At 61.4% G+C, this 24,560-nt stretch carries 19 protein-coding genes; 3 read left to right on the forward strand and 16 right to left on the reverse strand.

Annotation, left to right across the window (positions count from 1 at the left end; translation table 11 throughout):
* Positions 1–7: 7 nt before the first annotated feature.
* Entirely contained in the window at positions 8–2,167 is a 2,160-nt protein-coding gene (locus C7T36_RS04510) for an Rv1355c family protein (protein WP_258190578.1), read from the reverse strand.
* The gene (locus tag C7T36_RS04515; RefSeq protein WP_141484738.1) at positions 2,136–2,918 is read right to left on the reverse strand and encodes a hypothetical protein; all 783 of its coding nucleotides are present in this window, start codon (positions 2,916–2,918) and stop codon (positions 2,136–2,138) included. The genes C7T36_RS04510 and C7T36_RS04515 overlap by 32 nt, the downstream gene beginning before the upstream one ends.
* Positions 2,919–3,068: 150 nt before the next feature.
* On the opposite strand from C7T36_RS04515, the gene C7T36_RS04520 reads away from it, so the two are divergent.
* Positions 3,069–3,827: an acyl-[acyl-carrier-protein] thioesterase gene (locus C7T36_RS04520; protein ID WP_033236446.1), complete on the forward strand. Its 759-nt coding sequence runs from the start codon at positions 3,069–3,071 to the stop codon at positions 3,825–3,827.
* Here C7T36_RS04520 and C7T36_RS04525 read toward each other — a convergent pair.
* Complete coding sequence (locus tag C7T36_RS04525; RefSeq protein ID WP_033236447.1) at positions 3,824–4,024, reverse strand: hypothetical protein; 201 nt, start codon at positions 4,022–4,024, stop codon at positions 3,824–3,826. The genes C7T36_RS04520 and C7T36_RS04525 overlap by 4 nt on opposite strands.
* A 73-nt stretch (positions 4,025–4,097) precedes the next feature.
* Between C7T36_RS04525 and C7T36_RS04530 the strand changes: the two genes are divergently transcribed.
* A complete protein-coding gene (locus C7T36_RS04530; RefSeq protein ID WP_033236448.1) occupies positions 4,098–4,595 on the forward strand; it encodes a histidine phosphatase family protein in 498 nt (165 codons plus the stop codon).
* On the opposite strand, the gene C7T36_RS04535 is transcribed toward C7T36_RS04530, so the two are convergent.
* Positions 4,592–5,599 (reverse strand): MsnO8 family LLM class oxidoreductase, encoded by a 1,008-nt coding sequence (locus tag C7T36_RS04535; protein ID WP_045070978.1) that lies wholly within the window; start codon positions 5,597–5,599, stop codon positions 4,592–4,594. The genes C7T36_RS04530 and C7T36_RS04535 overlap by 4 nt on opposite strands.
* An 88-nt stretch (positions 5,600–5,687) precedes the next feature.
* Here C7T36_RS04535 and C7T36_RS04540 point away from each other — a divergent pair, with 88 nt between their 5' ends.
* The gene (locus C7T36_RS04540) at positions 5,688–6,074 is read left to right on the forward strand and encodes a glyoxalase superfamily protein (protein ID WP_033236450.1); all 387 of its coding nucleotides are present in this window, start codon (positions 5,688–5,690) and stop codon (positions 6,072–6,074) included.
* 53 nt (positions 6,075–6,127) lie between these two features.
* Here C7T36_RS04540 and C7T36_RS04545 read toward each other — a convergent pair whose 3' ends face one another.
* The 12 genes from C7T36_RS04545 to C7T36_RS04600 all read right to left on the reverse strand — a co-directional run bounded on the left by C7T36_RS04545 (position 6,128) and on the right by C7T36_RS04600 (position 24,558).
* Complete coding sequence (locus C7T36_RS04545; RefSeq protein ID WP_045070980.1) at positions 6,128–10,084, reverse strand: DNA-directed RNA polymerase subunit beta'; 3,957 nt, start codon at positions 10,082–10,084, stop codon at positions 6,128–6,130.
* Between the two features lie 118 nt (positions 10,085–10,202).
* On the reverse strand, positions 10,203–13,709 hold the full coding sequence (gene rpoB / locus C7T36_RS04550) for a DNA-directed RNA polymerase subunit beta (protein ID WP_033236452.1): 3,507 nt from the start codon (positions 13,707–13,709) through the stop codon (positions 10,203–10,205).
* 433 nt (positions 13,710–14,142) lie between these two features.
* The gene (locus C7T36_RS04555; RefSeq protein ID WP_045070983.1) at positions 14,143–14,958 is read right to left on the reverse strand and encodes a hypothetical protein; all 816 of its coding nucleotides are present in this window, start codon (positions 14,956–14,958) and stop codon (positions 14,143–14,145) included.
* 36 nt (positions 14,959–14,994) lie between these two features.
* The gene (locus C7T36_RS04560; protein ID WP_230590359.1) at positions 14,995–15,648 is read right to left on the reverse strand and encodes a hypothetical protein; all 654 of its coding nucleotides are present in this window, start codon (positions 15,646–15,648) and stop codon (positions 14,995–14,997) included.
* 103 nt (positions 15,649–15,751) lie between these two features.
* Positions 15,752–16,999, reverse strand: a complete 1,248-nt coding sequence (locus C7T36_RS04565) for an MCE family protein (RefSeq protein ID WP_033236455.1) — start codon at positions 16,997–16,999, stop codon at positions 15,752–15,754.
* On the reverse strand, positions 16,996–18,228 hold the full coding sequence (locus tag C7T36_RS04570) for an MCE family protein (RefSeq protein ID WP_045070989.1): 1,233 nt from the start codon (positions 18,226–18,228) through the stop codon (positions 16,996–16,998). The genes C7T36_RS04565 and C7T36_RS04570 overlap by 4 nt, the downstream gene beginning before the upstream one ends.
* A complete protein-coding gene (locus C7T36_RS04575; RefSeq protein WP_033236457.1) occupies positions 18,225–19,472 on the reverse strand; it encodes an MCE family protein in 1,248 nt (415 codons plus the stop codon). The genes C7T36_RS04570 and C7T36_RS04575 overlap by 4 nt, the downstream gene beginning before the upstream one ends.
* Positions 19,472–20,467, reverse strand: a complete 996-nt coding sequence (locus C7T36_RS04580; RefSeq protein WP_045070990.1) for an MCE family protein — start codon at positions 20,465–20,467, stop codon at positions 19,472–19,474. The genes C7T36_RS04575 and C7T36_RS04580 overlap by 1 nt, the downstream gene beginning before the upstream one ends.
* Positions 20,464–21,543, reverse strand: a complete 1,080-nt coding sequence (locus C7T36_RS04585) for an MCE family protein (RefSeq protein ID WP_045070992.1) — start codon at positions 21,541–21,543, stop codon at positions 20,464–20,466. Before C7T36_RS04585 ends, C7T36_RS04580 begins: the two co-directional genes overlap by 4 nt.
* A complete protein-coding gene (locus C7T36_RS04590) occupies positions 21,540–22,901 on the reverse strand; it encodes an MCE family protein (protein WP_033236460.1) in 1,362 nt (453 codons plus the stop codon). The genes C7T36_RS04585 and C7T36_RS04590 overlap by 4 nt, the downstream gene beginning before the upstream one ends.
* Positions 22,898–23,758, reverse strand: coding sequence for an ABC transporter permease (locus C7T36_RS04595; protein ID WP_033236461.1), 861 nt, complete (start codon positions 23,756–23,758; stop codon positions 22,898–22,900). The genes C7T36_RS04590 and C7T36_RS04595 overlap by 4 nt, the downstream gene beginning before the upstream one ends.
* A 5-nt stretch (positions 23,759–23,763) precedes the next feature.
* Positions 23,764–24,558 carry an ABC transporter permease gene (locus C7T36_RS04600; RefSeq protein ID WP_033236462.1) on the reverse strand — a complete coding sequence of 265 codons (795 nt, stop codon included), beginning with the start codon at positions 24,556–24,558 and terminating at the stop codon, positions 23,764–23,766.
* Positions 24,559–24,560 lie beyond the last annotated feature (2 nt).

Raw genomic sequence — 24,560 nt, forward strand, 5'->3', positions numbered from 1 at the left:
CGGTGCCTCAGCGTCGAATACTGTTCGCGGGCAGTCGCGCACTGCGCACTGTTTCCGGTGGACAATGACTCAGGCGCAGCACCAAGGCAATGGACTCCTCGCTACCGAGATCGAGTAGCACTCGCATGCGCAGGCGCAATGCATCGAGTTCGCTCGCAAACGGGTCGGACAATCGCGCGCAGTCGCTACCGTCGCGGGCGTACAGGAACACTGGTGACATGGGTTGCACACCCAATCCGTGCTCCTGTGCGCACACCCACACCGCTTCGGCAGCCGAACCGCCGCGAACATAGTCGTCGAGACAGGAACCGTCCACAGTCACCACACCAAATGCCGAACTCGACGTGATGCGGTCACGAGCACTGATCCCCAATACTTCTCCCGCGCCCCATCGCGCCAGCCGGGTCACCACGTCACTACGCCTGACGACGTCGAGGAATGCCACCTCGCTGTCGGCGAGCCCCAGTGTGCGGATATCGATCCCTGTATTCGCTGTTTCCGATCCCGGCCAACGCAATTCGCCGATCATCTGCTCGTGCAGCATCGGCGTCAGGTATCGGATACGGTCAGCGGCACCCACGACGTCCCCGAACACACCAAGATCACGCGGGTCCGTGTACAGATGAAGGTTGCCGCCTTCATCACGCGCGGCGCCCCGCAGTGCATCCTCGAGCTCACGGCCGATCGGTGCTTGCACACCTACCCCTCGATTGGTACTTCGCTCCATCATCGCCGGGTAGTGCTGCGCCAGAAGCTGATTCGTCGTTTCTCCCAGCTTAACGCTTGCCACCAAATCTGCCGAATCCGGATCGGGAAGTAGAACGGTGTCACCAAGAATTCCGTGTGCCGCTGCTGCGACCTTCGCGTTGTAGACGGCAGCACCGATCGCCACATGGGTTGCCCGGCCCTCTAGATCCATCAACGACGTTCGATCACGATCCGCATGAACGTGGATCACCGGCCCATCGACCTCGACGGCCCAGGGTTGGGCATTTCCGCCCGACGGCGCCCACCTGATCGCCTCGAGAACAGCCTCGACGCCGTCGGCCGGCATTGTCGGTGCCGCGCCAGCCGCCACACTCGTTTCAGGAACATTGCTCTGCGAGCCATCCTCGTCGACCAGCGGATCATGCAGGCAATTCAGTCGGGCACCCGAGTCGATCCGGACCCGGCCGGACGGCAGCGACTCCCCCAAGCCGAACCGGCGCACCGCCGTCGCCACGGCGGATGCCCCCGCGAAGCATTCACTTCCGAGCTGCGGCCACGTCGACAGTGTCGACCCGACTTCGACCAGTGACGCAGCCATTTTCGCCGACAGTTCTGCGGCCGACAGGAGCGCCAACGCATGGGGGATCTTCTCCTGGGCCGTTAGTCCGGCCAAGGTTGCTGTGTCGACATTCCCGAGAAGCCCGTGAAACAACGGCCGCTGCGGCTCGAGATCAAAACGCTCGATGTCCAGCAGCCCACGATCGGTTGTCTCCATGATCACCGGGATTCCACGACCACGCGCCACCCGTCGTATCGACATCTTGGCGTCGAGCGAATCACATTCCTCGACAACCAGATCCAGACCGTCGACAATCTTCTCGACGCTCGCGTCCGTCACCCCGGCCGTAAACACCGACACAGCAAGATACGGGTCGAGTTCGGCAACACGCCGCGCTGCGACCACCGCCTTGTTGACACCCACGTCAGTGATTCCCACCGGGATTCGGTTCAGGTTCGAGAGGTCGATACTGTCGAAATCTGCCAATCTCAGCTCGCCGCACAACCCTTCGAGCGCCAGAGCCTGCGCGATGACATTCCCGACACTCAACCCGACGATTCCTACACGCAACCGTCTCAGTCGCGCCTGTTCGTCACGGGTGATCTTGTTCCGGTTCCGGTCCAACCGGAGAAGTGAAAATGATTGCGGACCAACAATTCCCACCAGCTCGCGCCGCCACGGGTAGTACACCCATCGACAAGGTTCGTCGACAACCCGGCGATCAGGAAGGTCGCGAAGTCCCGACAACTCGTCGCGGAACCGAGCCCGATGGTCGAGTGCCAACGTATCCGGTTGTCGCCTCACCTCTTCCAACGAGGCAGCGTCGGCGGCGACTCGCTCGTCGAACACTCTCGCTCGCCAGAGCGCCTCATTCCCGGCCGACACCATCGCCGAGTCCATCTTCCGCGAAGCTGTCAGACGGCACTTGCGCCCCCTCGAGTTGGGCTGCCTCCGCCAGGAGTGCCGGCAACTGAGTATGGTGCGTCTTGTCCACGTAGGTGTGCTTGTCCCACCACATCATGCGGGTCAGATACCGCTCGTCCGGATACGGAACCCCGGGAATCGAATCCTCCATGACGCCGCCACAGGTAGCCCAACGGTCGAGTACGTACCCCGCGGCCGTCGCGAATGCGAACCTGACTCCGAGCAGCGACAGCGCATGCGGTGCGATGCGCGACAATGCCGACGTCAGCTCACCACGTCTCTCCGCTTGCGCCCCGCACCAGGCAGTCTTGAGTTCGATCACACCACTTGGGATACGCCCGTCGATCATGGCGTAAACCTGTGCGATACCGGGGTGGTCGGTCCATTCCTGGACAGCGTGTGCCTGGTCCGCGCACATGTACGGCCCCTGCACGCGCACGCCGCCGACAACACGTCCCACGTCGTCGAGAGCCACGAAGAACAGCGTTGTCGAGAGCCCGTCCACTATGTCGTCGTATTCGACGACACTCTCGACTCCGTGATGTCGATAGTTCTCCCGCGCACCGTCTAGATACTCGCGCCATAATCGCGGATGCGACGCTGGTGTTGCAACAAGGAACCAGCACCGGGACGTAGCGTCGAAATAGCCACATTCCGATGCCGTAGTCGTGGGTGCTGTAGTCGTGCGTACCGCAGTAACAGAGGTTGTGCTCGCCGCTCGAGTCATGACAGTCCCGTCCACACCAGAAGGTGCGTAGTCGAAGCGCGAGGAGAGAATCTTATTGTCGCAAGAAATCGGCACCGATGCTCGAATCTCTGCGTCGACCGACCACCTGGCAGAATTCAAGCAACCCCTCGGCGAACAGGAATCACTTTCGTGAACTCAGACCTCACACTCGCGCCGCAGCCCGATCGCGGACCGATTTTCGTGAAAACACGCCCGGTGCGCACCGGCGACATCAACGCGGCCAAAGCGCTCCGACTGGACGGCGTCGCCCGATACCTGCAAGACATCGCCACCGACAACATCGAGGCCATCGAGGCCGTCGACACTCACCCGTTCTGGATCGTGCGTCGAACCGTCATCGACGTCATCCGTCCGGCGATCTGGCCCGAATATCTGACCATGACCCGGTGGTGCTCCGCATTCTCGACGAGGTGGGCGAACATGCGTGTCCGCTTCGACGGCAGCAACGGTGCGCTGATCGAGACGGAAGGGTTCTGGATCCACATCAGTGCAGAGTCCGGTATGCCCACCCGGATGAGTGACGACTTCATGAAACCACTCGAGGAATCCACCGACGAACATCGCCTCAAATGGAAACGTGTGATCGCCGACAACGCACCGGACGTCGAAGCACCGGGCGTCATCGACACTCCGTTCACCCTGCGTGTGACTGATATCGACCCGTTCGATCACGTCAACAACGCCGTTTACTGGCAAGCCGTCGAAGAGGTGATCAGTACCCGAACTGCACTGCGCAGCACGCCTCACCGGGCGGTGATCGAATACCTCTCACCCCTTGTCGCCGGCGACGACGTGGTCCTACGGAGCCACGTCGAAGGTTCGCGCCTCACCGTCTGGTTCCTGGTGGGCGATGCACTGCGCGCCGTTGCACAGGTGAGTGCGCTCTAACGCAGCTTGCGAGTAGCTACTGCCGCAACGCCGAACACCAGAGCGAGAAGGATCGCGGCCCAGAAACCGAAGAGCCACCACACGACACCGAAGACGACTACAGCCGGCGCCACAGTGATGAGTGCAATGGTAGGGCTTTCCCGTACCACCTCGAGAGCCGTTCGAGCATGCGTGCGATCGAGCTTCTTGCCTGCCATGGAAGCCTCCTTCAAGGTCCTGACCATCCAGAGTAACCGTCACTGGTAGCGACAAAGCGGATAACGTGAACGCATGGCAGACCACCGCACCCTCGTTCTCATGAGACACGGAAAGTCCAGCTATCCCGAAGGCATTCGCGATCACGAGCGGCCACTCGCCGAACGGGGACTGCGCGAAGCCCGCCTCGGCGGCGAATGGATCCGCGAGAACGTCCCACCCATCGACGCCGTATTGTGCTCGACGTCGCGGCGCACCGTCGACACCCTGGCCGCGACCGCCGTCGACGCCCCGACAGGCTTCGACAAGTCGATCTACGGCGGATCCCAGGCCGACGTCATCAACGCAATCCGGACCACGTCCGCCAATGTCAGCACGCTCCTGGTCATCGGCCATGAACCGGGAATTCCCTGGACTGCACTGGATCTGGCATCGAACGAGAATTCCGAAGCAGCCCAACGGATTCGAGACAAGTTTCCGACTTCGGCAATCGCCGTGTTGTCCGTGCCCGTCCCGTGGTCAGAACTCGACGACGCTGCGGCCACGCTGCTGGAGTTCCACGTTCCCCGCTAGATCACCTCGCGCAGTACGTGATCCGAGTGTTCCAGGGCGGCGCGGTCGTATGTCGATGTCGACGCCAGCAACTCGTCCGCGCCCGTCCGCTCGGCCAGATCACTCGAGTGCTGCTTCACCTCGATTGCGGTCCCGTACATGGCCGAAGCCACGAACGAGTCGATACGCCTGGTGGTTCGATCGCTGAGCGCTGCGCCCCTGATCTGTTCCGCCGACACGAGCGGCGGAAACTCCCCTGTCCGTGACGATTCCGCGAGCGCGTACGCCTCCGGAATCAACAGCTCACGGGCCGCCTCGGTGGTATCGGCAACCATGACTTCGAGCGAGACCACGACATAAGGATCGGGGTGCGCGTCGCTGGGCTGGAAAGTCCGGCGATACTGGTCCAGCGCCTCCACCCTGTTGGTACCACCGATCTCGAGCATGGGCCCACCCACGACTACCGGAAGCCCCAGCTGCGCTGCCACTTTCAACCCGGTGCGCGTGGCAAGCACAAAGATCGGCACCCCGCCGCGCGACGCCGGACGAGCCGTGACGACGGCAGTTCCGTCCAGATAGCGTCGCAGCTCCTCGATATCAGCGGCAAACGTGTCCGGCGCGTCCTTGCTCCGTCGTAGCGCCTGGCGAACCGGTTCCGTGAAGCCCAATGACCGGCCGAGACCCAGATCGATCCGACCCGGATACAGGGCATCCAACATCAGGAACTGTTCGGCGACAACCAACGGTTGATGATTCGGCAGCATGACGCCGCCGCTGCCCAGTCGAATGTCGCGCGTGTGAGCGCCAATGGCTGCAAGAAGCACAGCCGGCGACCCACTCGCGATACCCGGAACCGCGTGATGCTCGGCGACCCAGAACCGGTGGTAGCCGAGAGCGTCGGCACCTTCGGCTCGCTCGAGAGTATGAGTTAGAGCGGCGGAGTCGGGGTATCCGCTCCGGGTTCGGGATCGGTCGAGCAGTGAGAGAAGCACTCTCGAAGCAACAAGGAATTCGGAAAGTTTCATCCGATTCGCAATCGAGGACCGTTTCTGACCGCAATACCCGCAACACTGGACCTGTCGCCGGAATTCACCATCACATGAAGGGCACGTCATGGACATCAAGCTCGAACTGGTCGCCATTCCCGTCACCGACATCGACCGCGCCAAGGACTTCTACGTCCGACTCGGCTTCAACGCCGACCACGATCACACCGTCAACGAGAACCTGCGGTTCGTCCAGCTGACCCCACCCGGTTCCGCCTGCTCCATCTGCATCGGCAAGGGAATCACCGACGCCGAACCCGGTTCGGTCGTCGGCATGCAGGTGGTAGTCAAGGACATCGAAGAGGCCGAGCGCGAGTTCAAGAGCCGCGGGATCGATATCAGCCCGATCGACGACCAGGCTTGGGGACGATTCATCTACTTCGCCGACCCCGACGGCAACAAGTGGGCCGTCCAAGAGATCGTCATCCCGGACCTCAGCGGCAGTAACTCCTGAAACGAAAAATCCCCCGCCTCATCAGAGGCGGGGGATTTCTCACGAACTAACCGCTAGCGGTAGTCGTTGCTGAAGCCGTAGTCGTCCAGCGGAACTGCAGCACCGGTGTTCTGGCCGAAGCCGTCCGGGCTGTAGTACTGGTCGTCGTACGCGGGCACTGCGTACGCAGCGGCGCGGGCCTCTTCGGTGGGCTGAACCTGGATGTTGCGGTAACGGTTGATACCGGTACCGGCAGGGATCAGCTTGCCGATGATGACATTTTCCTTCAGACCGATCAGCTTGTCCGAGCGGCAGTTGATTGCCGCGTCGGTCAAGACACGAGTGGTCTCCTGGAACGATGCCGCGGACAGCCACGAATCCGTCGCAAGCGACGCCTTCGTGATACCCATGAGCACCGGACGACCTGCTGCGGGCTCGCGGCCCTCAGCGACAACGCGGCGGTTGGCCGATTCGAACTCGGCGCGCTCCGTGAGCGAACCGGGCAGGAACTCGGTGGCACCGGAATCGATGATCGTCACGCGACGAAGCATCTGGCGCACGATGACCTCGATGTGCTTGTCGTGGATCGACACACCCTGGCTCCGGTACACCTCCTGGACCTCGTTGACCAAGTGGATCTGAACCTGACGCGGACCCATGACTCGCAGGACCTCGTGGGGATCGGCAGCACCTTCCATGAGCTGCTGTCCGACCTCGACGTGGTCACCGTCTGCCAGAAGGCGGTCTTCGCCGTCGCTGTGCTTGAAGCTACGCAGACGCTGACGCTTGGAGAGCTTGTCGTAGACAACCTCTTCGCCGCCGTCGTCCGGCACGATCGTGATCTTGTAGAAACGATCGCCGTCTTCGAGCTGCACCCGACCGGTGACGTCCGCGATAGGAGCCTTGCCCTTCGGCACACGTGCCTCGAACAGTTCCTGGACACGCGGCAAACCACCGGTGATGTCGGCGCCGGCCACACCACCCTGGTGGAAGGTACGCATGGTCAGCTGGGTACCGGGCTCACCGATCGACTGTGCGGCGACAATACCGACAGCCTCACCGATGTCGACCAGCTTGCCGGTGGCCATGGAGCGGCCGTAGCAAGTGGCGCAAACGCCGGTGCCGGTGGTGCACGTCAGGACCGAACGGACCTTGACCTGCGTGATACCGGCCTCGAGCAGGGCGTCGATCGCGGGGTCACCGAGATCGTGTCCACGCTCGACGATGACCTTGCCGTTCTCGTCGACTGCGTCAGCAGCCAACGTGCGGGCGTACGTGCTGGTCTCCACGTGAGCATCGCGGATGATCGAGCCGTTGGCCTGCTTCTCCGAGATCGTGGTGACGATGCCGCGCTCGGTGCCACAGTCGGTCTCGCGAACGATGACGTCCTGCGACACGTCCACCAGACGACGGGTCAGGTAGCCCGAGTCGGCGGTACGCAGAGCGGTATCGGCCAGACCCTTACGAGCACCGTGCGTGTTGATGAAGTACTCGAGAACGGTCAGGCCTTCCTTGAAGGAAGACTTGATCGGACGCGGGATGAACTCACCCTTCGGGTTTGTCACCAGGCCCTTCATACCGGCAAGCGAACGAACCTGAGTCATGTTGCCGGCTGCGCCGGACTTCACGATCATCGGGATCGGGTTGTTGTCGGGGAAGTGAGCCTCCATGGCCTTGCCGACCTTTTCGGTCGCTTCCTGCCAAATGGTGACCAGAGCGCTGTTGCGCTCCTTCTTGTCCAAAGCACCACGCTGGTACTGCTTCTCGATCTTGTCGGCCTGAGCCTCGAAGTCCTCGATGATGGCAGGCTTCTCCGGCGGAACCAGAACGTCCGAGATGGAGATCGTGACACCGGAACGCGTTGCCCAGTGGAAGCCGACATCCTTGAGCTTGTCGACGGTCTGAGCGACCACGATCATCGGGTAACGCTCGGCAAGATCGTTGATGATCGTTGCCTGACGCTTCTTCGGCATCTGCTCGTTGACGAACGGGTAGTCCGCCGGAAGCAGCTCGTTGAAGAGCACGCGACCCAATGTGGTGACAGCGGTCCAGCCGTCGCCGTAGTTCCAGCCCTCGGGGAACAGTTCCGCTTCGCGATCGCGCGGCGGACGCTGGTTGGTCAGACGCACCTTGATCTGCGACTGAACCGTCAGCGCGCCACGATCCACGGCCATCTGAGCCTCGGCGGGGCTGGAGTACACGCCCTGCTCCGGACCCTCGGACGTAGCTGCAGCGAGCTCACCGACGACACCGTCGTCGAGACGCGTCAGGTGGAACAGACCGGTCACCATGTCAAGACGCGGCATAGCGAGCGGGCGACCCGAAGCGGGCGAGAGGATGTTGTTCGAGGACAGCATCAGGATGCGTGCCTCGGCCTGAGCCTCTGCCGACAGCGGAAGGTGAACAGCCATCTGGTCACCGTCGAAGTCGGCGTTGAAGGCCTCACACACCAGCGGGTGGAGCTGAATGGCCTTGCCCTCGACGAGCTGCGGCTCGAATGCCTGGATACCCAGACGGTGCAGCGTAGGTGCACGGTTGAGCAGCACGGGGTGCTCGGCGATGACCTCTTCGAGGACATCCCACACCTGGACGCGCTTGCGCTCGACCATGCGCTTGGCCGACTTGATGTTCTGCGCGTGGTTCAGATCCACCAGACGCTTCATCACGAACGGCTTGAACAGCTCGAGAGCCATCAGCTTCGGCAGACCACACTGGTGCAGCTTGAGCTGAGGACCGACGACGATCACGGAACGACCCGAGTAGTCGACGCGCTTTCCGAGGAGGTTCTGACGGAAACGACCCTGCTTGCCCTTGAGCAGATCGCTCAGGGACTTCAGCGGGCGGTTACCCGGTCCGGTGACCGGACGTCCACGACGACCGTTGTCGAACAGGGCGTCGACAGACTCCTGCAGCATCCGCTTCTCGTTGTTGACGATGATCTCGGGAGCACCGAGGTCGATCAGTCGCTTGAGGCGGTTGTTGCGGTTGATGACGCGGCGGTACAGATCGTTGAGGTCGGACGTCGCGAAACGTCCACCGTCGAGCTGAACCATCGGGCGAAGCTCCGGCGGGATCACCGGAACAGCGTTGAGGACCATGCCCATCGGCGAGTTGCCGTTGGTCTGGAAAGCCGCAACCACCTTGAGGCGCTTGAGAGCACGGAGCTTCTTCTGGCCCTTGCCGCTGCGGATGGTCTCGCGAAGAGACTCCGCCTCGGCGTCGAGGTCGAAGTTCTGCATCAGGATCTGGATGGACTCTGCGCCCATCGCACCCGTGAAGTACTCGCCGTAACGGTCGACCAGCTCGCGGTACAGCAGCTCGTCGATGATGAGCTGCTTGACGCTCAGCTTGGTGAAGGTGCTCCAGATCTCGTCGAGACGATCCAGCTCACGCTGCGCGCGGTCACGGAGCTGACGCATTTCGCGCTCGCCGCCGTCCTTGACCTTGCGGCGGACATCGGACTTGGCGCCCTCTGCCTCGAGCTCGGCGATATCGGCTTCGAGCTTCTGTGCGCGTGCCTCGAGATCGGCGTCGCGCTGATCTGCGACAGCCTTCTTCTCGACCTGCATCTCGGCTTCGAGGGTGGACAGCTCGTTGTGACGGAGCTCCTCGTCGACACCGACGATGACGTAAGCCGCGAAGTAGATGATCTTTTCGAGATCCTTCGGAGCCAGGTCGAGCAGGTAACCGAGGCGGCTCGGCACACCCTTGAAGTACCAGATGTGCGTGACCGGTGCGGCCAGTTCGATGTGACCCATGCGCTCACGGCGAACCTTGGCGCGAGTGACCTCGACGCCACAGCGCTCACAGATGATGCCCTTGAAGCGGACACGCTTGTACTTACCGCAGTAGCACTCCCAGTCCCGGGTGGGGCCGAAGATCTTCTCGCAGAAGAGGCCGTCCTTCTCGGGCTTGAGCGTGCGGTAGTTGATGGTCTCCGGCTTCTTGACCTCGCCGTAGGACCAATTGCGGATGTCCTCTGCGCTGGCCAAGCCAATGCGGAGTTCATCGAAGAAGTTGACGTCGAGCACGTAACTTCCTTTCCCCGTTGGGGTTACGGTTGCCGGTCACCCGGCAACCTGACTGCCAATTCAAATGTGAACTACGCCCCCGGGCCGCTCTTTCACAGAGCAACCCGGGGACCGAAACCTAGTTCGCGAGGTCGTCGACCGTTGCCGCTTCGTTCCTGGACAGGTTGATGCCCAAGTTCGCCGCAGCGCGCTCCAAGTCCTCGTCGTCGCCGTCCGCCATCGTGATGGCAGCGCCGTCCGAGGACAGCACCTCCACGTTGAGGCAGAGCGACTGGAGCTCCTTGAGGAGCACCTTGAACGACTCGGGGATGCCGGGTTCCGGGATGTTCTCGCCCTTGACGATGGCTTCGTACACCTTCACGCGACCAACCACGTCGTCCGACTTGATGGTCAGCAGTTCCTGCAGCGTGTAAGCCGCGCCGTAGGCCTGCATAGCCCAGCACTCCATCTCACCGAAGCGCTGGCCACCGAACTGGGCCTTACCGCCGAGAGGCTGCTGCGTGATCATCGAGTACGGACCGGTCGAACGAGCGTGGATCTTGTCGTCGACCAAGTGGTGCAGCTTGATGATGTACATGTAACCGACCGAGACCGGGTACGGGAACGGCTCGCCGGAGCGGCCGTCGAACAACGTGGCCTTTCCGTCGGGGCCGACCATCTGCTCGCCGTCGCGGTTCGGCAACGTGGACTCGAGGAGACCAGTGAGCTCGTCTTCCTTCGCGCCGTCGAACACCGGGGTGGCGATGTTCGAGTCGGCAGGAGCGGCGAGCATCTCTTCCGGAAGGGTCGCAGCCCAATCCGGACGAGTGCCGTCAGCGGCGATCTGAACGTTCCAGCCGGTCTTGCCGATCCACCCGAGGTGGGTCTCCAGGACCTGACCGATGTTCATACGACGCGGGACGCCGTGCGTGTTCAGGATGATGTCGACAGGCGTGCCGTCCGAAAGGAACGGCATGTCTTCCTGCGGGAGGATCTTGCCGATAACACCCTTGTTGCCGTGGCGGCCGGCGAGCTTGTCGCCGTCCTGGATCTTGCGCTTCTGGGCCACGTACACGCGAACGAGCTCGTTGACACCGGGAGGCAGATCGTCGTCGTCATCGCGCGAGAAGACGCGGATGCCGATGACCTTGCCGGTCTCACCGTGAGGAACCTTGAGGGACGTGTCACGAACCTCGCGGGCCTTCTCACCGAAGATGGCGCGAAGGAGGCGCTCTTCGGGGGTCAGCTCGGTCTCGCCCTTCGGCGTGACCTTTCCGACCAGCACGTCGCCGTCACGAACCTCGGCACCGATACGGATGATGCCGCGCTCGTCGAGGTCAGCGAGGACCTCGTCGGAGACGTTCGGGATGTCGCGAGTGATTTCCTCGGCACCGAGCTTGGTGTCGCGGGCATCGATCTCGTGCTCCTCGATGTGAATCGAGGTCAGGACGTCCTCTTCCACCAGGCGCTGCGACAGAATGATCGCGTCCTCGTAGTTGTGGCCTTCCCACGGCATGATCGCCAGGAGCAGGTTCTTACCGAGAGCCATTTCACCGTTTTCGGTGCAAGGGCCGTCAGCGAGGACCTGGCCGGCATCGACGCGCTGTCCCTCGTCCACGATCGGACGCTGGTTGGCGCACGTGCCCTGGTTGGAACGCGCGAACTTGCGCATCCGGTAGGTCTTGCGGCTTCCGTCATCGGCCATGACCGTGATGTAGTCCGCTGAGACCTCTTCGACAACACCGGTCTTCTCGGTGATGACGACGTCACCGGCGTCGACAGCTGCACGCAGCTCCATACCGGTACCGACGAGAGGCGCTTCGCTGCGAACCAGCGGAACAGCCTGACGCTGCATGTTCGCACCCATCAGGGCGCGGTTTGCGTCGTCGTGCTCGAGGAACGGGATCATCGCGGTAGCGACGGACACCATCTGGCGCGGCGAGACGTCCATGTAGTCGATGTCGGAGGACGAGACGAACTCGACCTCGCCACCCTTACGACGAACGAGAATCTTCGCGTCGGTGAAGCGGCCGTCACGGTCGATGGCCGAGTTGGCCTGTGCGACGACGTGGCGATCCTCTTCGTCAGCGGTCAGGTAATCAACCTGATCGGTGACCTGGCCGTCGACAACCCGGCGGTACGGCGTCTCGATGAAGCCGAACGGGTTGACGCGTGCGTACACCGACAGCGAACCGATCAGGCCGATGTTCGGGCCTTCCGGGGTCTCGATCGGGCACATGCGGCCGTAGTGCGACGCGTGAACGTCACGAACCTCGAGGCCGGCGCGCTCACGGGACAGACCACCCGGGCCGAGGGCAGACAGACGACGCTTGTGCGTCAGCCCCGACAGCGGGTTGTTCTGGTCCATGAACTGCGACAGCTGGGACGTTCCGAAGAACTCCTTGATCGCAGCGACGACCGGGCGGATGTTGATCAGGGTCTGAGGCGTAATTGCCTCGACGTCCTGCGTGGTCATGCGCTCACGAACAACACGCTCCATGCGGGACAGGCCCACGCGGATCTGGTTCTGGATGAGCTCACCAACGGTGCGCAGACGACGGTTACCGAAGTGGTCGATGTCGTCGACCTCAACGGGAACCTCGACGCCGTCCGGTGCCGTCATCGAGGTGTCACCAGCGTGCAAACGCACGAGGTACTCGACGGTGGCGACGATGTCTTCTTCGGTCAGCGTCGAAGCAACAATCGGCTGACCTGCGTTGAGGCCGAGCTTCTTGTTGATCTTGTAACGACCGACGCGAGCGAGGTCGTAACGCTTGTCCTTGAAGAACAGGTTCTCCAGAAGGGTCTGCGCGCTCTCCTTGGTGGGGGGCTCGCCCGGACGCAGCTTGCGGTAGATGTCGAGCAAAGCCTCGTCGGTACCGGCGGTGTTGTCCTTCTCCAGCGTGGCCATGAGGATCTCGGAGAAGCCGAAGCGCTCCGTGATCTGCTCCGTGGTCCAGCCGAGTGCCTTGAGCAGGACGGTGACGGGCTGACGACGCTTACGGTCGATGCGGACACCAACGGTGTCGCGCTTGTCGACGTCGAACTCGAGCCATGCGCCGCGACCCGGGATCACCTTGACGCTGTGCAGGTCCTTCTCGGTGCTCTTGTCGACGCTCTTGTCGAAGTACACACCGGGGGAACGCACGAGCTGCGAGACAACCACGCGCTCCGTGCCGTTGATGATGAAGGTGCCCTTGTCGGTCATCATCGGGAAATCACCCATGAAGACCGTCTGGCTCTTGATCTCACCAGTGTTGTTGTTGATGAACTCCGCGGTGACGAACAACGGCGCCGCGTAGGTCATGTCCTTGTCTTTGCACTCGTCCGTCGAGGCCTTGACCTCGTCGAATCGAGGATCAGAGAAGGAGAGTGACATAGAGCCGGAGAAATCCTCGATCGGAGAAAGCTCCGCGAGGATGTCTTCGAGACCGCCGGACACTGCATTGTCGCCGAGAGCTGCTGCTCGTTCGCGCCAACTCTGCGCGCCGATCAACCACTCGAACGAATCGGTTTGAACATCAAGAAGCCCGGGAACTTCGAGGGGTTCGCGAACTTTCGCGAACGAAACCCTCTTCGGGGCTCCGGGGATTCCGGAAACTGCCTTGGTCTGGCTAGAGACTGCCAAGATGCGTCCTTCCAGCACCTCACGCGGGCCGCTCCGTACTGTTGCGACCGCCGCTGTATCTGCTTCGAATTTCGCTGGTTACAACCCGAACGAAACCCGTCGCAGAAAGCAAGAAGTACTTGACTTCGCAGCGGTTGAGACGAGGGGTGGACAGGAGGCAGCCAGCGCAACGTCCAAAAGTACACCCTTACTCAGGAAATGTCGAGTCGGGTGTAGCTGAGGGTCTGATTCAGGTGCTGACGTGAGACTGCCGATCACTCGTCCGTGCATGTTCACCGCTCAGACTGGACCTTCGGAACCGCCCCGTCAAGAGCGCCGAGGTAAGTCGTGGCATTCGAACAGTCGACCGACTCGGTTCGAACACCGTTGTCGGTAGTGTAGCCAGTCACTGACCCGGATACGAAAAACTGGACCGGAATCTATTTCCGGTCCAGCTCGTCGTACACATTTGTCAGCGGTCGCGGATCTCCGAGATCAGCCAATTACCGTCCTGCTTCTCCAAGCTGACGACAACCATCCCGGAACGGGAACCGGCAGCCACACCACTCTGCGTCGAACTCACGTTCAACTGCGCGAGTAGTTGCGCTCGGTCCTCCTCGAGCCTGGTGACACCGATCTCCGTGACATCCGCCGTAGTCGCCGTCTGGGTTTGTTCGACGCCGGCCTTCTGTGTGTCCTTGTACCCGGTCAGCTGATCACGCATGGCCTGGTTCAGACCCTGCAAGCCCTTGTCGAAATCGGCGTCGAAGGTGCCGGGCGCAAAGGTGAACACCGCCTCGAGCGCCGGTGGAGTCACCCGCAGCACCTCAGCCGTCGCCCCCGCGTCGACCCATGCCACATCGTCCATCTGGGCGCCGACCTTGAAAAAAGCCAGACCCGCAAGCACCGCGACTACCACCGCTGCTGCGCCTAAGCCGATGACCAGCGGCCACGAAGTGCGACTCGCTTCCTTCGACAGAGCAGGCTCTGGTGCTGGCGGTTCCTCCGCGAGGCTGGGCTCGGCTGCCGTCTCGGGACTCGGCTTGGCTGCCGTCTCGGGACTCGGCTTCGGGGCTTTCCGAAGGCTTGCCTTCGGGGCTGCCTCGGTCTCGACGGCCTCGGTCTCGACGGCCTCTGTTGCGGCTACCTCGGCCTCGACGGCCTCGACGTTCGCTGGTTCCTCGGCCGGCGTCCCCGCGGGGACGTTCAACGAGCGGGCTGATCCGGCTATCTTCGGCCGACGGTTCTGGTTTGCCTGCGGCATCCCGACTCTGCGCTTCGGTGGCATTACGCGCTTCTCCTTCGGATGGCTGATCGAGGCTGACTACTGGCCACCTGAATCGCCTCCTACGCTCGGTGCGGGCGCCTCGGTGGGCGCTGGTGATTCGGTTGCCGGCGTCGACCCATCGGAACTGCCGGTGCCGTCGGCGCCCGGCAATGTGCCCGACTCCAGATCGATCCGGTTTCCGACGGGTTCGGCCGAACTGGCCTTCCAGATACCGTCCACCTCGACCATGCCCAATCGCATACCGACCTGGTTCTTCACGTACTGGTTGCCCTGGGTGGTAGTGACCTTCACGACCACAAGTGCCGTCGCAGTCCTGTCGTCCGTGTTGAGTTCGGTGAGCGCAGCAGACATCACCTCGGCGTCGGCCTTGGATCCGGAGTTCCGCAGTTCGTCCGTGATGGAGTCTTGAACACTTTGGAGGTACACCGTCATCTCGTCGCCGGTAACCGAAGACCGCATGGTCTCGATCGACGCGTCGAGATTCGCCGAGTCGGCGTTGTTGAGATTGATCGCAACCTGCTGGGCGCCGATCAACGCCTCGTCGCGAATCTCTGCGGTGTTGCGGTCAGTGGTCAACGCCTTCACGTACGGGACGCCGAACACACCTAGCGCAACTAGTGCGGCTACGAGGAGAACGCCGACCGCAACAAGCGGCGCCGTCACCCCCTTCGGACTGCTTTTCTGAATCACGCTCACTACCCTACTTACCTGTTATGTCCGGATCCTGGCAGCACCAATTCCGTTGCCTCGAATCCTCAACTGCCCCAACCCAATAGCACACCCTGGGGCACATCTACTTCGGCGTCACTCCGAGAATCGGCGCCAACTGGGTAGCAATCGGATTGAGATTCAACTTGTCAGGATCGACCTTCGGCTTGAAGTCCCACGGTTGAATCGTGCCGGGATCGGCGTAGATAACCCGGTTGGCACTGCGAACACCCGTCTCGCTGCCCAGCGGGACCTCACAGGACGCCGCTGTGTTCAACGGGAAGTCCTGCTGCGTGTCGTCGAAGTTGGGATCCTGACGCTTCATGTCATCGAGAATCGCCATGGTGCCTTCGTACCCGACGGTGCACGACAACGGATTGTTTGTCTCCAGCACCAACCCTTGATGCACGGTTCCGTCACCAGGAGCCACTGTCGGCCCCGCCGCAGCCAGCCCCGGCAGAAAGATCAGAAACGGCTGCAGCGCAATGGCACGAGGCGCAAACGTCCTGCCGAACGACGCCAGATTTGTCAGGTCCGTGGTCAGTGCCGGACCGGTCTCGTTGACGAGGGCCCCGATCTGCTCGCTGGCCGGGATGCCGTTGTCGATCAGACGCCTGATGTCGGGGTCACTGGTCCGCAGTTGTGCGGCAATGACATCGAGGTCGGCACTGAACTGCTTGATCGACGACGACTGGTCGGACTGGGTCGTGAGCACCGTCTGGCTGTCACGGATCAATCCGAGCGTCTGAGGCAAGGTGTCGAGGCCGGACTGCGAGAGTCCGGACAACGAGTCGGCCAGAACCTGGATGTCCTCACCCTTGCCGTTGAAGGCTGCACCGAGTTCGACCGCGACGGTGTGCAGTGCATCGACGGGCACCGAATGGACCAAGCCGTTCGCACTGGTCAACACTTCTTCGACCGGAACCGGCGTCGCTGTGTCACCCACTGCAATCACAGAACCGTCCTCGAGGAACGGACCCTGATCGGTATCGGGGATCAGATCGACGAACTGTTCGCCGATTGCAGAACGGTTGGCGACAACAGCCCTCGTCGACGCCGGGATCGGCGGTGCATTGTTGTCGATCTTCAGATCGACCTCGATCCCGTCGTCCGTCAGTGACAAATCACCAACCCGTCCCACCGGCACACCGCGATACGTCACCTCGGCATTGGTGAAGATGCCGCCCGACGTCTGCAGTTCCGTCTTGACCGTGTACTGCCCGAAACCCAGGAGGTTGTCGAGGCGCACATACTTGCCTCCCACATAGACAAGTCCTAGGAGCGCGACCAATACGAAGCCCACTAGCTGCCACTTGACCAGAGCCGATCTCATTGTCCACCACCGATTCCGAACTGATCCAGCATTCCCTGAATGGGGTTGAGCGGGGCACCGACTGCAGGTGCCATCGGCAACTGCGGCAGGATCGGCGCGATCGGGAGCAGTGACACTGTGGGCCAGCCCGGTCGCGGTCCGTTTCCGTTGTAATACGGATTGGACGGATCCACCACCGGCTTGGGATCACCGAACTTGGGCTGGCGATACTCGGGATCTCCCTGTCCGACACCAAGCCCGGAGAGCGTATTACCGATTTGCAGGTCGACAGCGAGGAACAAATTGACCGACCCACCTTGCGTGATCTTCTCGACTCCGTCCGGGAACGGGAACGTCGGAAGCAGCGGGAGCGCGCCGACGAGGTCGTCACCGGATGCAGCGAGTGCCTGCAATGTCGGACGAAGTGCCTGAAGATCTGCGATCAGATCGTCCTTGGACTGTGTCAGGACGTCGGTACCGACGGTTCCGAGCCGGTCCACTTGAGCGAGCATCTGCGTCAACTGCGGGCGCTGCTCGTTGAGTACCGATATTGCCACCGGCAGTTCGTCGAGGACCTTGGCGATCTTCTCGTTCTGCTCGTTCACCCGGCTGGACAACACGTCGAGACCGTCGAGCGCGCGAGTGATGTCCTCACGCTGTTCGTTCAAGCCTCCGATGAGAGTATTCGCCTGTTCCAGAAGACTTCTGGTTGTTCCCTCGCGCCCGTCGAACGCCGCGCCGAGCTCCTTGACGATGGGCTGCAACTGGCCGACACCGCCCCCGTTGAGCAGCAGCGACAATGCACCGAGAACCTGCTCGATCTCGGTGGCGTGGCGAGTGCGATCCAACGGAATCAAGTCGCCGTCCGACAACTGGGCCGTAGTGTCCGCGCCACTAGGAGGCGCTGACAGCTGAATGAATTTCTCACCGAGCAAATTGGTCTGCTCCACGGCGGCAACGGCATTGGCCGGCAAATCCACCGAGGAATCCAATATGATCCGCACGTCGGCGGTCCACCCGTCCGGGCCGACTCCGATCTTCTCTACTCGCCCGACCGGAACACCGTCCACCTTGACCGCGGACTGTGGAACCAGATCGAGAACGTCGTCGAATTCAATGGTCAGATTCATGGGATTCGATCCCACGTCAGGCCCACCCGGAAGGGGCACCGCATAGATGCCCTCCGACGAGCAGGCACTCGCACCGAGCAGAACCACAAGTCCCGCACCGGCAATCACTGTGCGCTTCACTCGCCCTCCCCGCTGCTCAGTCGCGGTGACACGACACCCGGCACCGTGCCAGGAACAACCTGCATCTCACGCTCCGGGCCGGCGAGGATTCCGAACGGGAGATTCATGTTCTTGGCCTGGTCGGCCGCATCCGTCATAGCGGCCACCGCCACACACTGATCGATGGCGGGTTGCATCTGTCGTCCCAACTCCTCGAACTGAGGATTACCCGGCACCAGTTTGCCGAGATCCATCAACTTGCACAGCACCTCGGCCGGGTTCTGCAAGTCCGGGAAGGCCAGACGTGAAGCGAGAACTCCGGATTCGGCGTCATACGAGTTCACCAGATTGGAAATGGCGAGAGGCAACAAGGTCAGGGTGTTGGCGAGCGCTTCCTTGTTGTTCGCCAGCGTCTGCGTCGGCGCAATCAGGCCTTCTGCGGTGGTTGCCAACTGATCGCGGTTGTCTGCCACGAACTTAGCGACATCACCGAGAGTCAAGGACAACTGATTCAGAGCGGCACCCAGATCATCGCGTTCGCCCGCCAGAAATCCGGTGAGGTCGGACAATTGAGTGTTGAACTGGCGCACCTGTTGATCGTTGGTCGCCAACGCTCCGACAAAAGTATTGAGATTCTTGATGGTCACCGCGATGTTGTCACTCGAGTCGTTCAACGTACGAGCCGCGTCGGACAGCTGGGTAATGCTCTCCCCCAACGCTGCTCCGTTGCCGTCGAGGTTCGCGGCACCGGTCTCGACGAACTTGGACAGCGCACCGTCCTTGTTCGCACCTTCGGGTCCGAGCGCCGACGCGAGGTCGTTGATGCTCGCGTACAACTGATCGACCTCGACCGGGGTGGCGGTGCGCTCGATCGGAATCACCGAACCGCTGGCCATCTTGTCGCCGCCCGTGAACACCGGCGTCAACTGAATGTAGCGGTCCGCCACTACTGACGGAGTCACCTGCGCCGCATTGGCATCCACCGGAATATCGATTCCGCGATCCACGCGGAGGTCGACCTTGACCTGATCGCCCTGCGGTTCCACCGAGGTGACAGTGCCGACCTTCACGCCCAGAACTCGCACGTCGGAACCGTCGTAAATACCGATGGACTTGTCGAAGTACGCCGTGATCGTTGTTGTGCCCGCGCGGGTGAACACCCACCACAAGGCGCCGCCAACCACCAACACGCCAATCAACGCTGCGGCAATGATCGCCAGAGTTCGCTTCTTGGAGCCACTTTCGGCTTCAGTGATATCAGCCATCAGTTACCTCCCAACGTACGAATCGGATCACGAGGGCCCGGAATCAGTGGCAGACCAGGTGGAAGGAGGTTGACAACGACCTGGTCGAACCAGCGGCCGTTGCCGACGACGTTGGCGTACAGGCGAATAAAGGGTTCGTAGAGCTTCAGAGCCTTGTCCAAGTTCTCGTTGTTGGCTTCGAGGATGTCGATGACACCGTTGAGTTGGGTCAACGCAGGCCCGATTGCCGCCTCGTTGTCGCGGACCAATCCGGTGAGTTGCTGTGACACCCGCTGAGTTCCGGTGAGCAACTGGGAGATCGCCTGCTGGCGGTTGTTCAACTCCTGCACCAGCAGAGCGCCGTCGCTGATCAGTTGAGTGAACTCCTTGTTCCGGTCCGCCAAGATTTGCGACGTCTTGCCCGTTGCCTCGAATAGTTTCTGCAGGTCCTGATCACGGCTCGCGATAGTCTGCGACAACCGACTCACACCGTCCAATGATGCTCGGACGTCCTCTGGCGTCTCGGAGAAGGCCTCCGACAGCGTTTCCATGCTCTGCGCCAACTGCTCCGTGTCGATGTCACCGACAGTGTCCGCGGCCGACGAGAAAGCCTCGACAACGTCGTACGGAGCAGTCGTGCGCTCCAATGGAATTCGGTCCTTCGGATCCAGATTTTCGGTGCCACGCGGATCCAGAGCCAGGTACTTCTGCCCCAGAATCGTCTTGATCTGGATGGACGCCGACGTCTGATCGCCGACCCACGCATCCTTGACTTTGAAGTCGACCAGAACGCGGTCACCGTCGAGGTCGACCGATGTCACCTTGCCGACCTTCACACCCGCGATGCGGACCTCGTTACCGGGCTTGAGCCCAGCAGCTTCCGAGAATTCCGCCGCGTACGAAGACCCTGCGCCGACAAAGGGAAGTGAATCCATGAAGAAGGCAGACAACGTTGCCAGGAGCACCACGACGATGCCTATGGCGCCGGCCATTGCCGGACTACGACGCTTTTTCATCGGCCCTGCAACTCCTTCATTCCGTCTTGAGTGCATCGCTTGGCCGCATTGGTGTAGATCGGCATATTGACCGTCGGCAACCCGGTCGGCAAGTTCAATGTTGCCGACTGACCAGGACCTGCAATGATGTCGATTCCGCACAGGTAGAACTGGAACCACGATCCGTAACTGGCGACACGGGTCAACTTGTCCAGCTTCACGGGCAAGGTCTCGAGCACTGCATTCACGTCGTCGCTACGGCGGTTCAGCGTTGTGGCCAAAGTGTCCAGCGCCGTGATCGATCCCTGGATAGACGGTCGCGTGGGCTCCAGCAGATCCGCCGTTGCATCTGTCAATCCGGCGAGCGACGTGACTGCTGACCCGACAACTCCGCGCTCGTTGGCAAGTCCCGTTACCAACTGCTGCGTGTTGACGATGAGCGAATCCAGATTCTTGTCGTTCGCATTTACTGTCGACAGCACTTCGTTGAGGTTCTTGATCACCGCGCCGATGACAACGTCCTTGTCCGCCACCGTGTTTGTCAGGCTGGCCGTGTTGCGGACGAGTTCGCTGATCGTTCCCGACTCTCCCTGGAAAACCTGGATGATCTGGTACGACAGCTTGTTGACATCCTCGGCACTCAAAGTCGTGAACAACGGCTTGAAGCCGTTGAACAGGGTCGTGAGATTGACGGCCGGTCGGGTCTGCTCGAGAGGGAGCGTTTCGCCTGCGGTCAGCTTCTTACCCTGGCTGCCTTCGCCCTGAGACAGCGAGATGTAACGCTGCCCGACCAGGTTCCGGAAACGGATCGTGGCAATGGAACTGGCCGGCAACCAATCTCGATCGGAGACCGAGAACTGCACTTCGGCTTGGTTGTCGTTGACGATGGCGATCTTCTCGACCTGACCGACACGCACACCTGCAATCCGAACCTCGTCGCCCTCGTTCAGTGAGGTCACGTCGGAGAACACGGCGTTGAACTTGGTCCCGCCTCCCCCTCCGAGGTTTGCGATACTCGCCGCCAGCAATCCTGTTGCCAGAATCGTGACCACGACAAATATGATGAGCTTTGTCAGCGGTGCTGCGAGACCTCTCATTGGAAGCTCACCTCCGCACCGGTAAATGCGGGAGCGCTGACCATAGTGGTCCACGACGGAACATTCTCCGGTGCAACACCATTAGCCTGGCCGTAGATGACCTTCAACGTATCCTCTTCGAGTTGCGAGCCCGCATATCCGGCTTGCTGCACCGGACCGGTGGTGTTGGTCGAGAACATCTGCGGTCCCGAACCTTCCGGAGCCTGCAAGAACTCCATCGTTTCGGGGCCACCGTTGCGGGAAGGAACCTGGTACGAGCCGTCACCGTACGAACCGCCGGGATACTGTGGGAAGGGTCGACCGGGCTCGGTGACATTGTCGTAGCAAACCGGTCCACGATTGTCGACGAGTCGAGGCTCGTCCTGGTTGGGGATGTAACGCCCCTTCGGGTTGACGATCTGAATGTTTGCCCGAACACCGGGATCAGGCGCGTCAGCCGAGAGAATCTTGGCGGCCTTCGGCGTAGTTTCAGCGAATCCCTTGAAGGTGCACCCGAACGTCGGAGAGTACTGAGCCAACAACTGCAGCGCTTCTCGTGAGTCTGCGGACAGCGTGATGATGGACTGCGCGTTTGTCTCGAGGAACGCAGCGGTGGTCGACGACGTCGCCGTCAACGAAGCCAACAGGGTGTTGACCTGATTCTGCTTCTCCACCACCGTGTTTCCGGTGGTGCGCAGAGTGTCGAGTGCATTCACCAGATCCGGCGCGGCCTCCGAATAGGTCTGTGAGAAGTCAGCGAACTTGCGCAGATCCTCCTGCACGGCGGGGAGTTCAGTATTGACCTCGCGGAAAATCTCCTCGAGACGGTCAACGGTGAGCCCCAACTCAGCGCCGCGGCCGGTCAAGCCTTGTGCCAGCGAACCGAGGGTGTTCGCGAGATCCTGCGGCGGAATTGCCTGCAGCAACGGGAGCAAACCGTCCAAGACCTCGCCAACCTCGATCGCGTTGCCGCTCTTGTCCTGATGAAGCACGGTTCCGGCCGAAAGAGGCGGAGCCGTTGTCCCCTCCGGGATGATCAGCGAGACGTACCGCTCACCGAACAGTGTCTTCGGGAGCAAACGAGCTGTCGCGTCGGAGGGAATCAACTCGGCTTTGTCCGGTTCGATCGCGAGAACCGATGTGACGACACCATCGGTTGTCGACGCGGATCGCACCTCACCGACCAACATTCCACGAACCTTGACATCCGCGTTGGGAGGTAACGCATTTCCCACGGAATCGGACAGGAGATCGACCTTCACGACGTCGGTGAACGACTTGTTGAAGGCCCCGATCGTGAAGGTGAGAAACAGCGCCAACACAACGAAGAACACAATTCCCAGCACACGGCGGCGCAGAACGGACGGAGCCTCGATCATCCGGCCACCCTCACTGTTGTCGTGGTGCCCCAGATTGCGAGGCTGAGGAAGAAGTCAAGCACTGCGATAGTCACGATTGCCGCACGAACGGCGCGACCGACGGCCACGCCGACGCCTGCCGGGCCACCCGACGCGTGAAATCCGTAGTAGCAGTGGATCAAAATCAGAACAAAAGCAAAGACCAGGACCTTGGCAAACGAATACAACACGTCCTGCGGTGGCAGGAACAAGTTGAAGTAATGGTCGTAAGACCCTGTCGACTGGCCGTTGAATACCGTACTGATCACGCGCGAGGCCAGATAGGCGGCAAGCAAGCCGACGATATACAGCGGGATGACGGCCACAAAGCCGGCGATCATGCGAGTCGTCACCAGGAAGGGAACCGACGGGACTGCCATGACCTCGAGCGCGTCGATCTCCTCGGAGATACGCATAGCACCGAGTTGTGCGGTGAAACCACACCCGACCGTCGCCGAAAGGGCCAGCGCGGCAACAATCGGCGCGATCTCGCGAGTATTGACGTAGGCAGACAGGAAGCCGGTCAGGACCGAGCTACCCAACTGTTCCAGCGCCGCGAACCCCTGCAATCCCACAACGACGCCGGTGAATCCGGACATCATCGCGATGACGCCGATAGTTCCGCCGATGACGGCCAATGCGCCACTGCCGAAGGTCACTTCAGCGAGTAGACGCAGAGTTTCCTTGCGGTAGCGGTGCAGTGTGCGCGGTGTCCAGGCAATGGCTCGCGCGTAGAACGACATCTGCTCACCCGCGCGATCAAGCACGTTGAGCGGCATTCTGGCTACTTTGCGGCTCTTCAGCAGAAACTGATCGCCGCGGCCTCGTGCGATGGTCATGTAGGTCAGGATCCCTTCGCCGGCACGATCTGGAGGTACACCATCGTCAGAATCAGATTGGCGAAGAACAACAACAGGAACGTGATGACAACGGCCTGGTTGACCGCCTCACCAACGCCTTTGGGCCCACCCGAGGGGTGTAGTCCCTTGTAAGCCGAGATGACTCCGGCGATGACACCGAAGACCGCAGCCTTGATCTCGCCACTCCAGATATCCGGCAGCTGCGCAAACGCCGAGAACGATGCGATGTAGGCGCCGGGGTTACCGCCCTGCAGGATCACGTTGAAGAAGTAGCCACCCGCGATACCAACGACGGATACCAGCCCGTTGAGCAATACGGCAATGAGCACCATCGCCAACACACGTGGAACAACAAGTCGCTGAATGGGATTGATGCCAAGGACTTCCATGGCGTCGATCTCTTCACGGATTGTCCGCGAACCGAGGTCAGCGGTGACCGCTGAACCGGCAGCACCAGCGACAAGCAGAGCAGTCACCAGTGGACTTCCCTGCTGAATCACCGCAAGAACGCTGGCAGCGCCGGTGAACGATTCAGCGCCCAACTGCTTGATCAGCGAACCGGTCTGCAGCGAAACGACAGCGCCGAACGGAATCGCGACCAGCGCAGTCGGCAAAATCGTGACGCTGGCGATGAACCATGCTTGCTCGATGAACTCGCGAAACTGAAACGGCCGCCGGAACGTATTCTTCACGACCTCGACGAAGAGTTCGACGATGTTGCCGGCCTGAGTCAGTGCCCCGTGTACAGGACTCAGAACCGAGTTGCGGGTACCCGCCATTC

Origin of the sequence: Rhodococcus sp. AD45-ID (assembly GCF_003023755.1) — a bacterium.
In the GTDB taxonomy this organism is placed as follows: domain Bacteria; phylum Actinomycetota; class Actinomycetes; order Mycobacteriales; family Mycobacteriaceae; genus Rhodococcus_F; species Rhodococcus_F globerula.

Excerpts from the sequence above, each read along its gene's own strand:
- C7T36_RS04510 (WP_258190578.1), bottom strand. The coding sequence starts at position 2,167 with ATGGACTCGGCGATGGTGTCGGCCGGGAATGAGGCGCTCTGGCGAGCG.
- C7T36_RS04515 (WP_141484738.1), bottom strand. The coding sequence starts at position 2,918 with ATGACTCGAGCGGCGAGCACAACCTCTGTTACTGCGGTACGCACGACT.
- C7T36_RS04525 (WP_033236447.1), bottom strand. The coding sequence starts at position 4,024 with ATGGCAGGCAAGAAGCTCGATCGCACGCATGCTCGAACGGCTCTCGAG.
- C7T36_RS04530 (WP_033236448.1), top strand. The coding sequence starts at position 4,098 with ATGGCAGACCACCGCACCCTCGTTCTCATGAGACACGGAAAGTCCAGC.
- C7T36_RS04535 (WP_045070978.1), bottom strand. The coding sequence starts at position 5,599 with ATGAAACTTTCCGAATTCCTTGTTGCTTCGAGAGTGCTTCTCTCACTG.
- C7T36_RS04540 (WP_033236450.1), top strand. The coding sequence starts at position 5,688 with ATGGACATCAAGCTCGAACTGGTCGCCATTCCCGTCACCGACATCGAC.
- C7T36_RS04555 (WP_045070983.1), bottom strand. The coding sequence starts at position 14,958 with ATGCCACCGAAGCGCAGAGTCGGGATGCCGCAGGCAAACCAGAACCGT.
- C7T36_RS04565 (WP_033236455.1), bottom strand. The coding sequence starts at position 16,999 with ATGAGATCGGCTCTGGTCAAGTGGCAGCTAGTGGGCTTCGTATTGGTC.
- C7T36_RS04575 (WP_033236457.1), bottom strand. The coding sequence starts at position 19,472 with ATGGCTGATATCACTGAAGCCGAAAGTGGCTCCAAGAAGCGAACTCTG.
- C7T36_RS04580 (WP_045070990.1), bottom strand. The coding sequence starts at position 20,467 with ATGAAAAAGCGTCGTAGTCCGGCAATGGCCGGCGCCATAGGCATCGTC.
- C7T36_RS04585 (WP_045070992.1), bottom strand. The coding sequence starts at position 21,543 with ATGAGAGGTCTCGCAGCACCGCTGACAAAGCTCATCATATTTGTCGTG.
- C7T36_RS04590 (WP_033236460.1), bottom strand. The coding sequence starts at position 22,901 with ATGATCGAGGCTCCGTCCGTTCTGCGCCGCCGTGTGCTGGGAATTGTG.
- C7T36_RS04595 (WP_033236461.1), bottom strand. The coding sequence starts at position 23,758 with ATGACCATCGCACGAGGCCGCGGCGATCAGTTTCTGCTGAAGAGCCGC.
- C7T36_RS04600 (WP_033236462.1), bottom strand. The coding sequence starts at position 24,558 with ATGGCGGGTACCCGCAACTCGGTTCTGAGTCCTGTACACGGGGCACTG.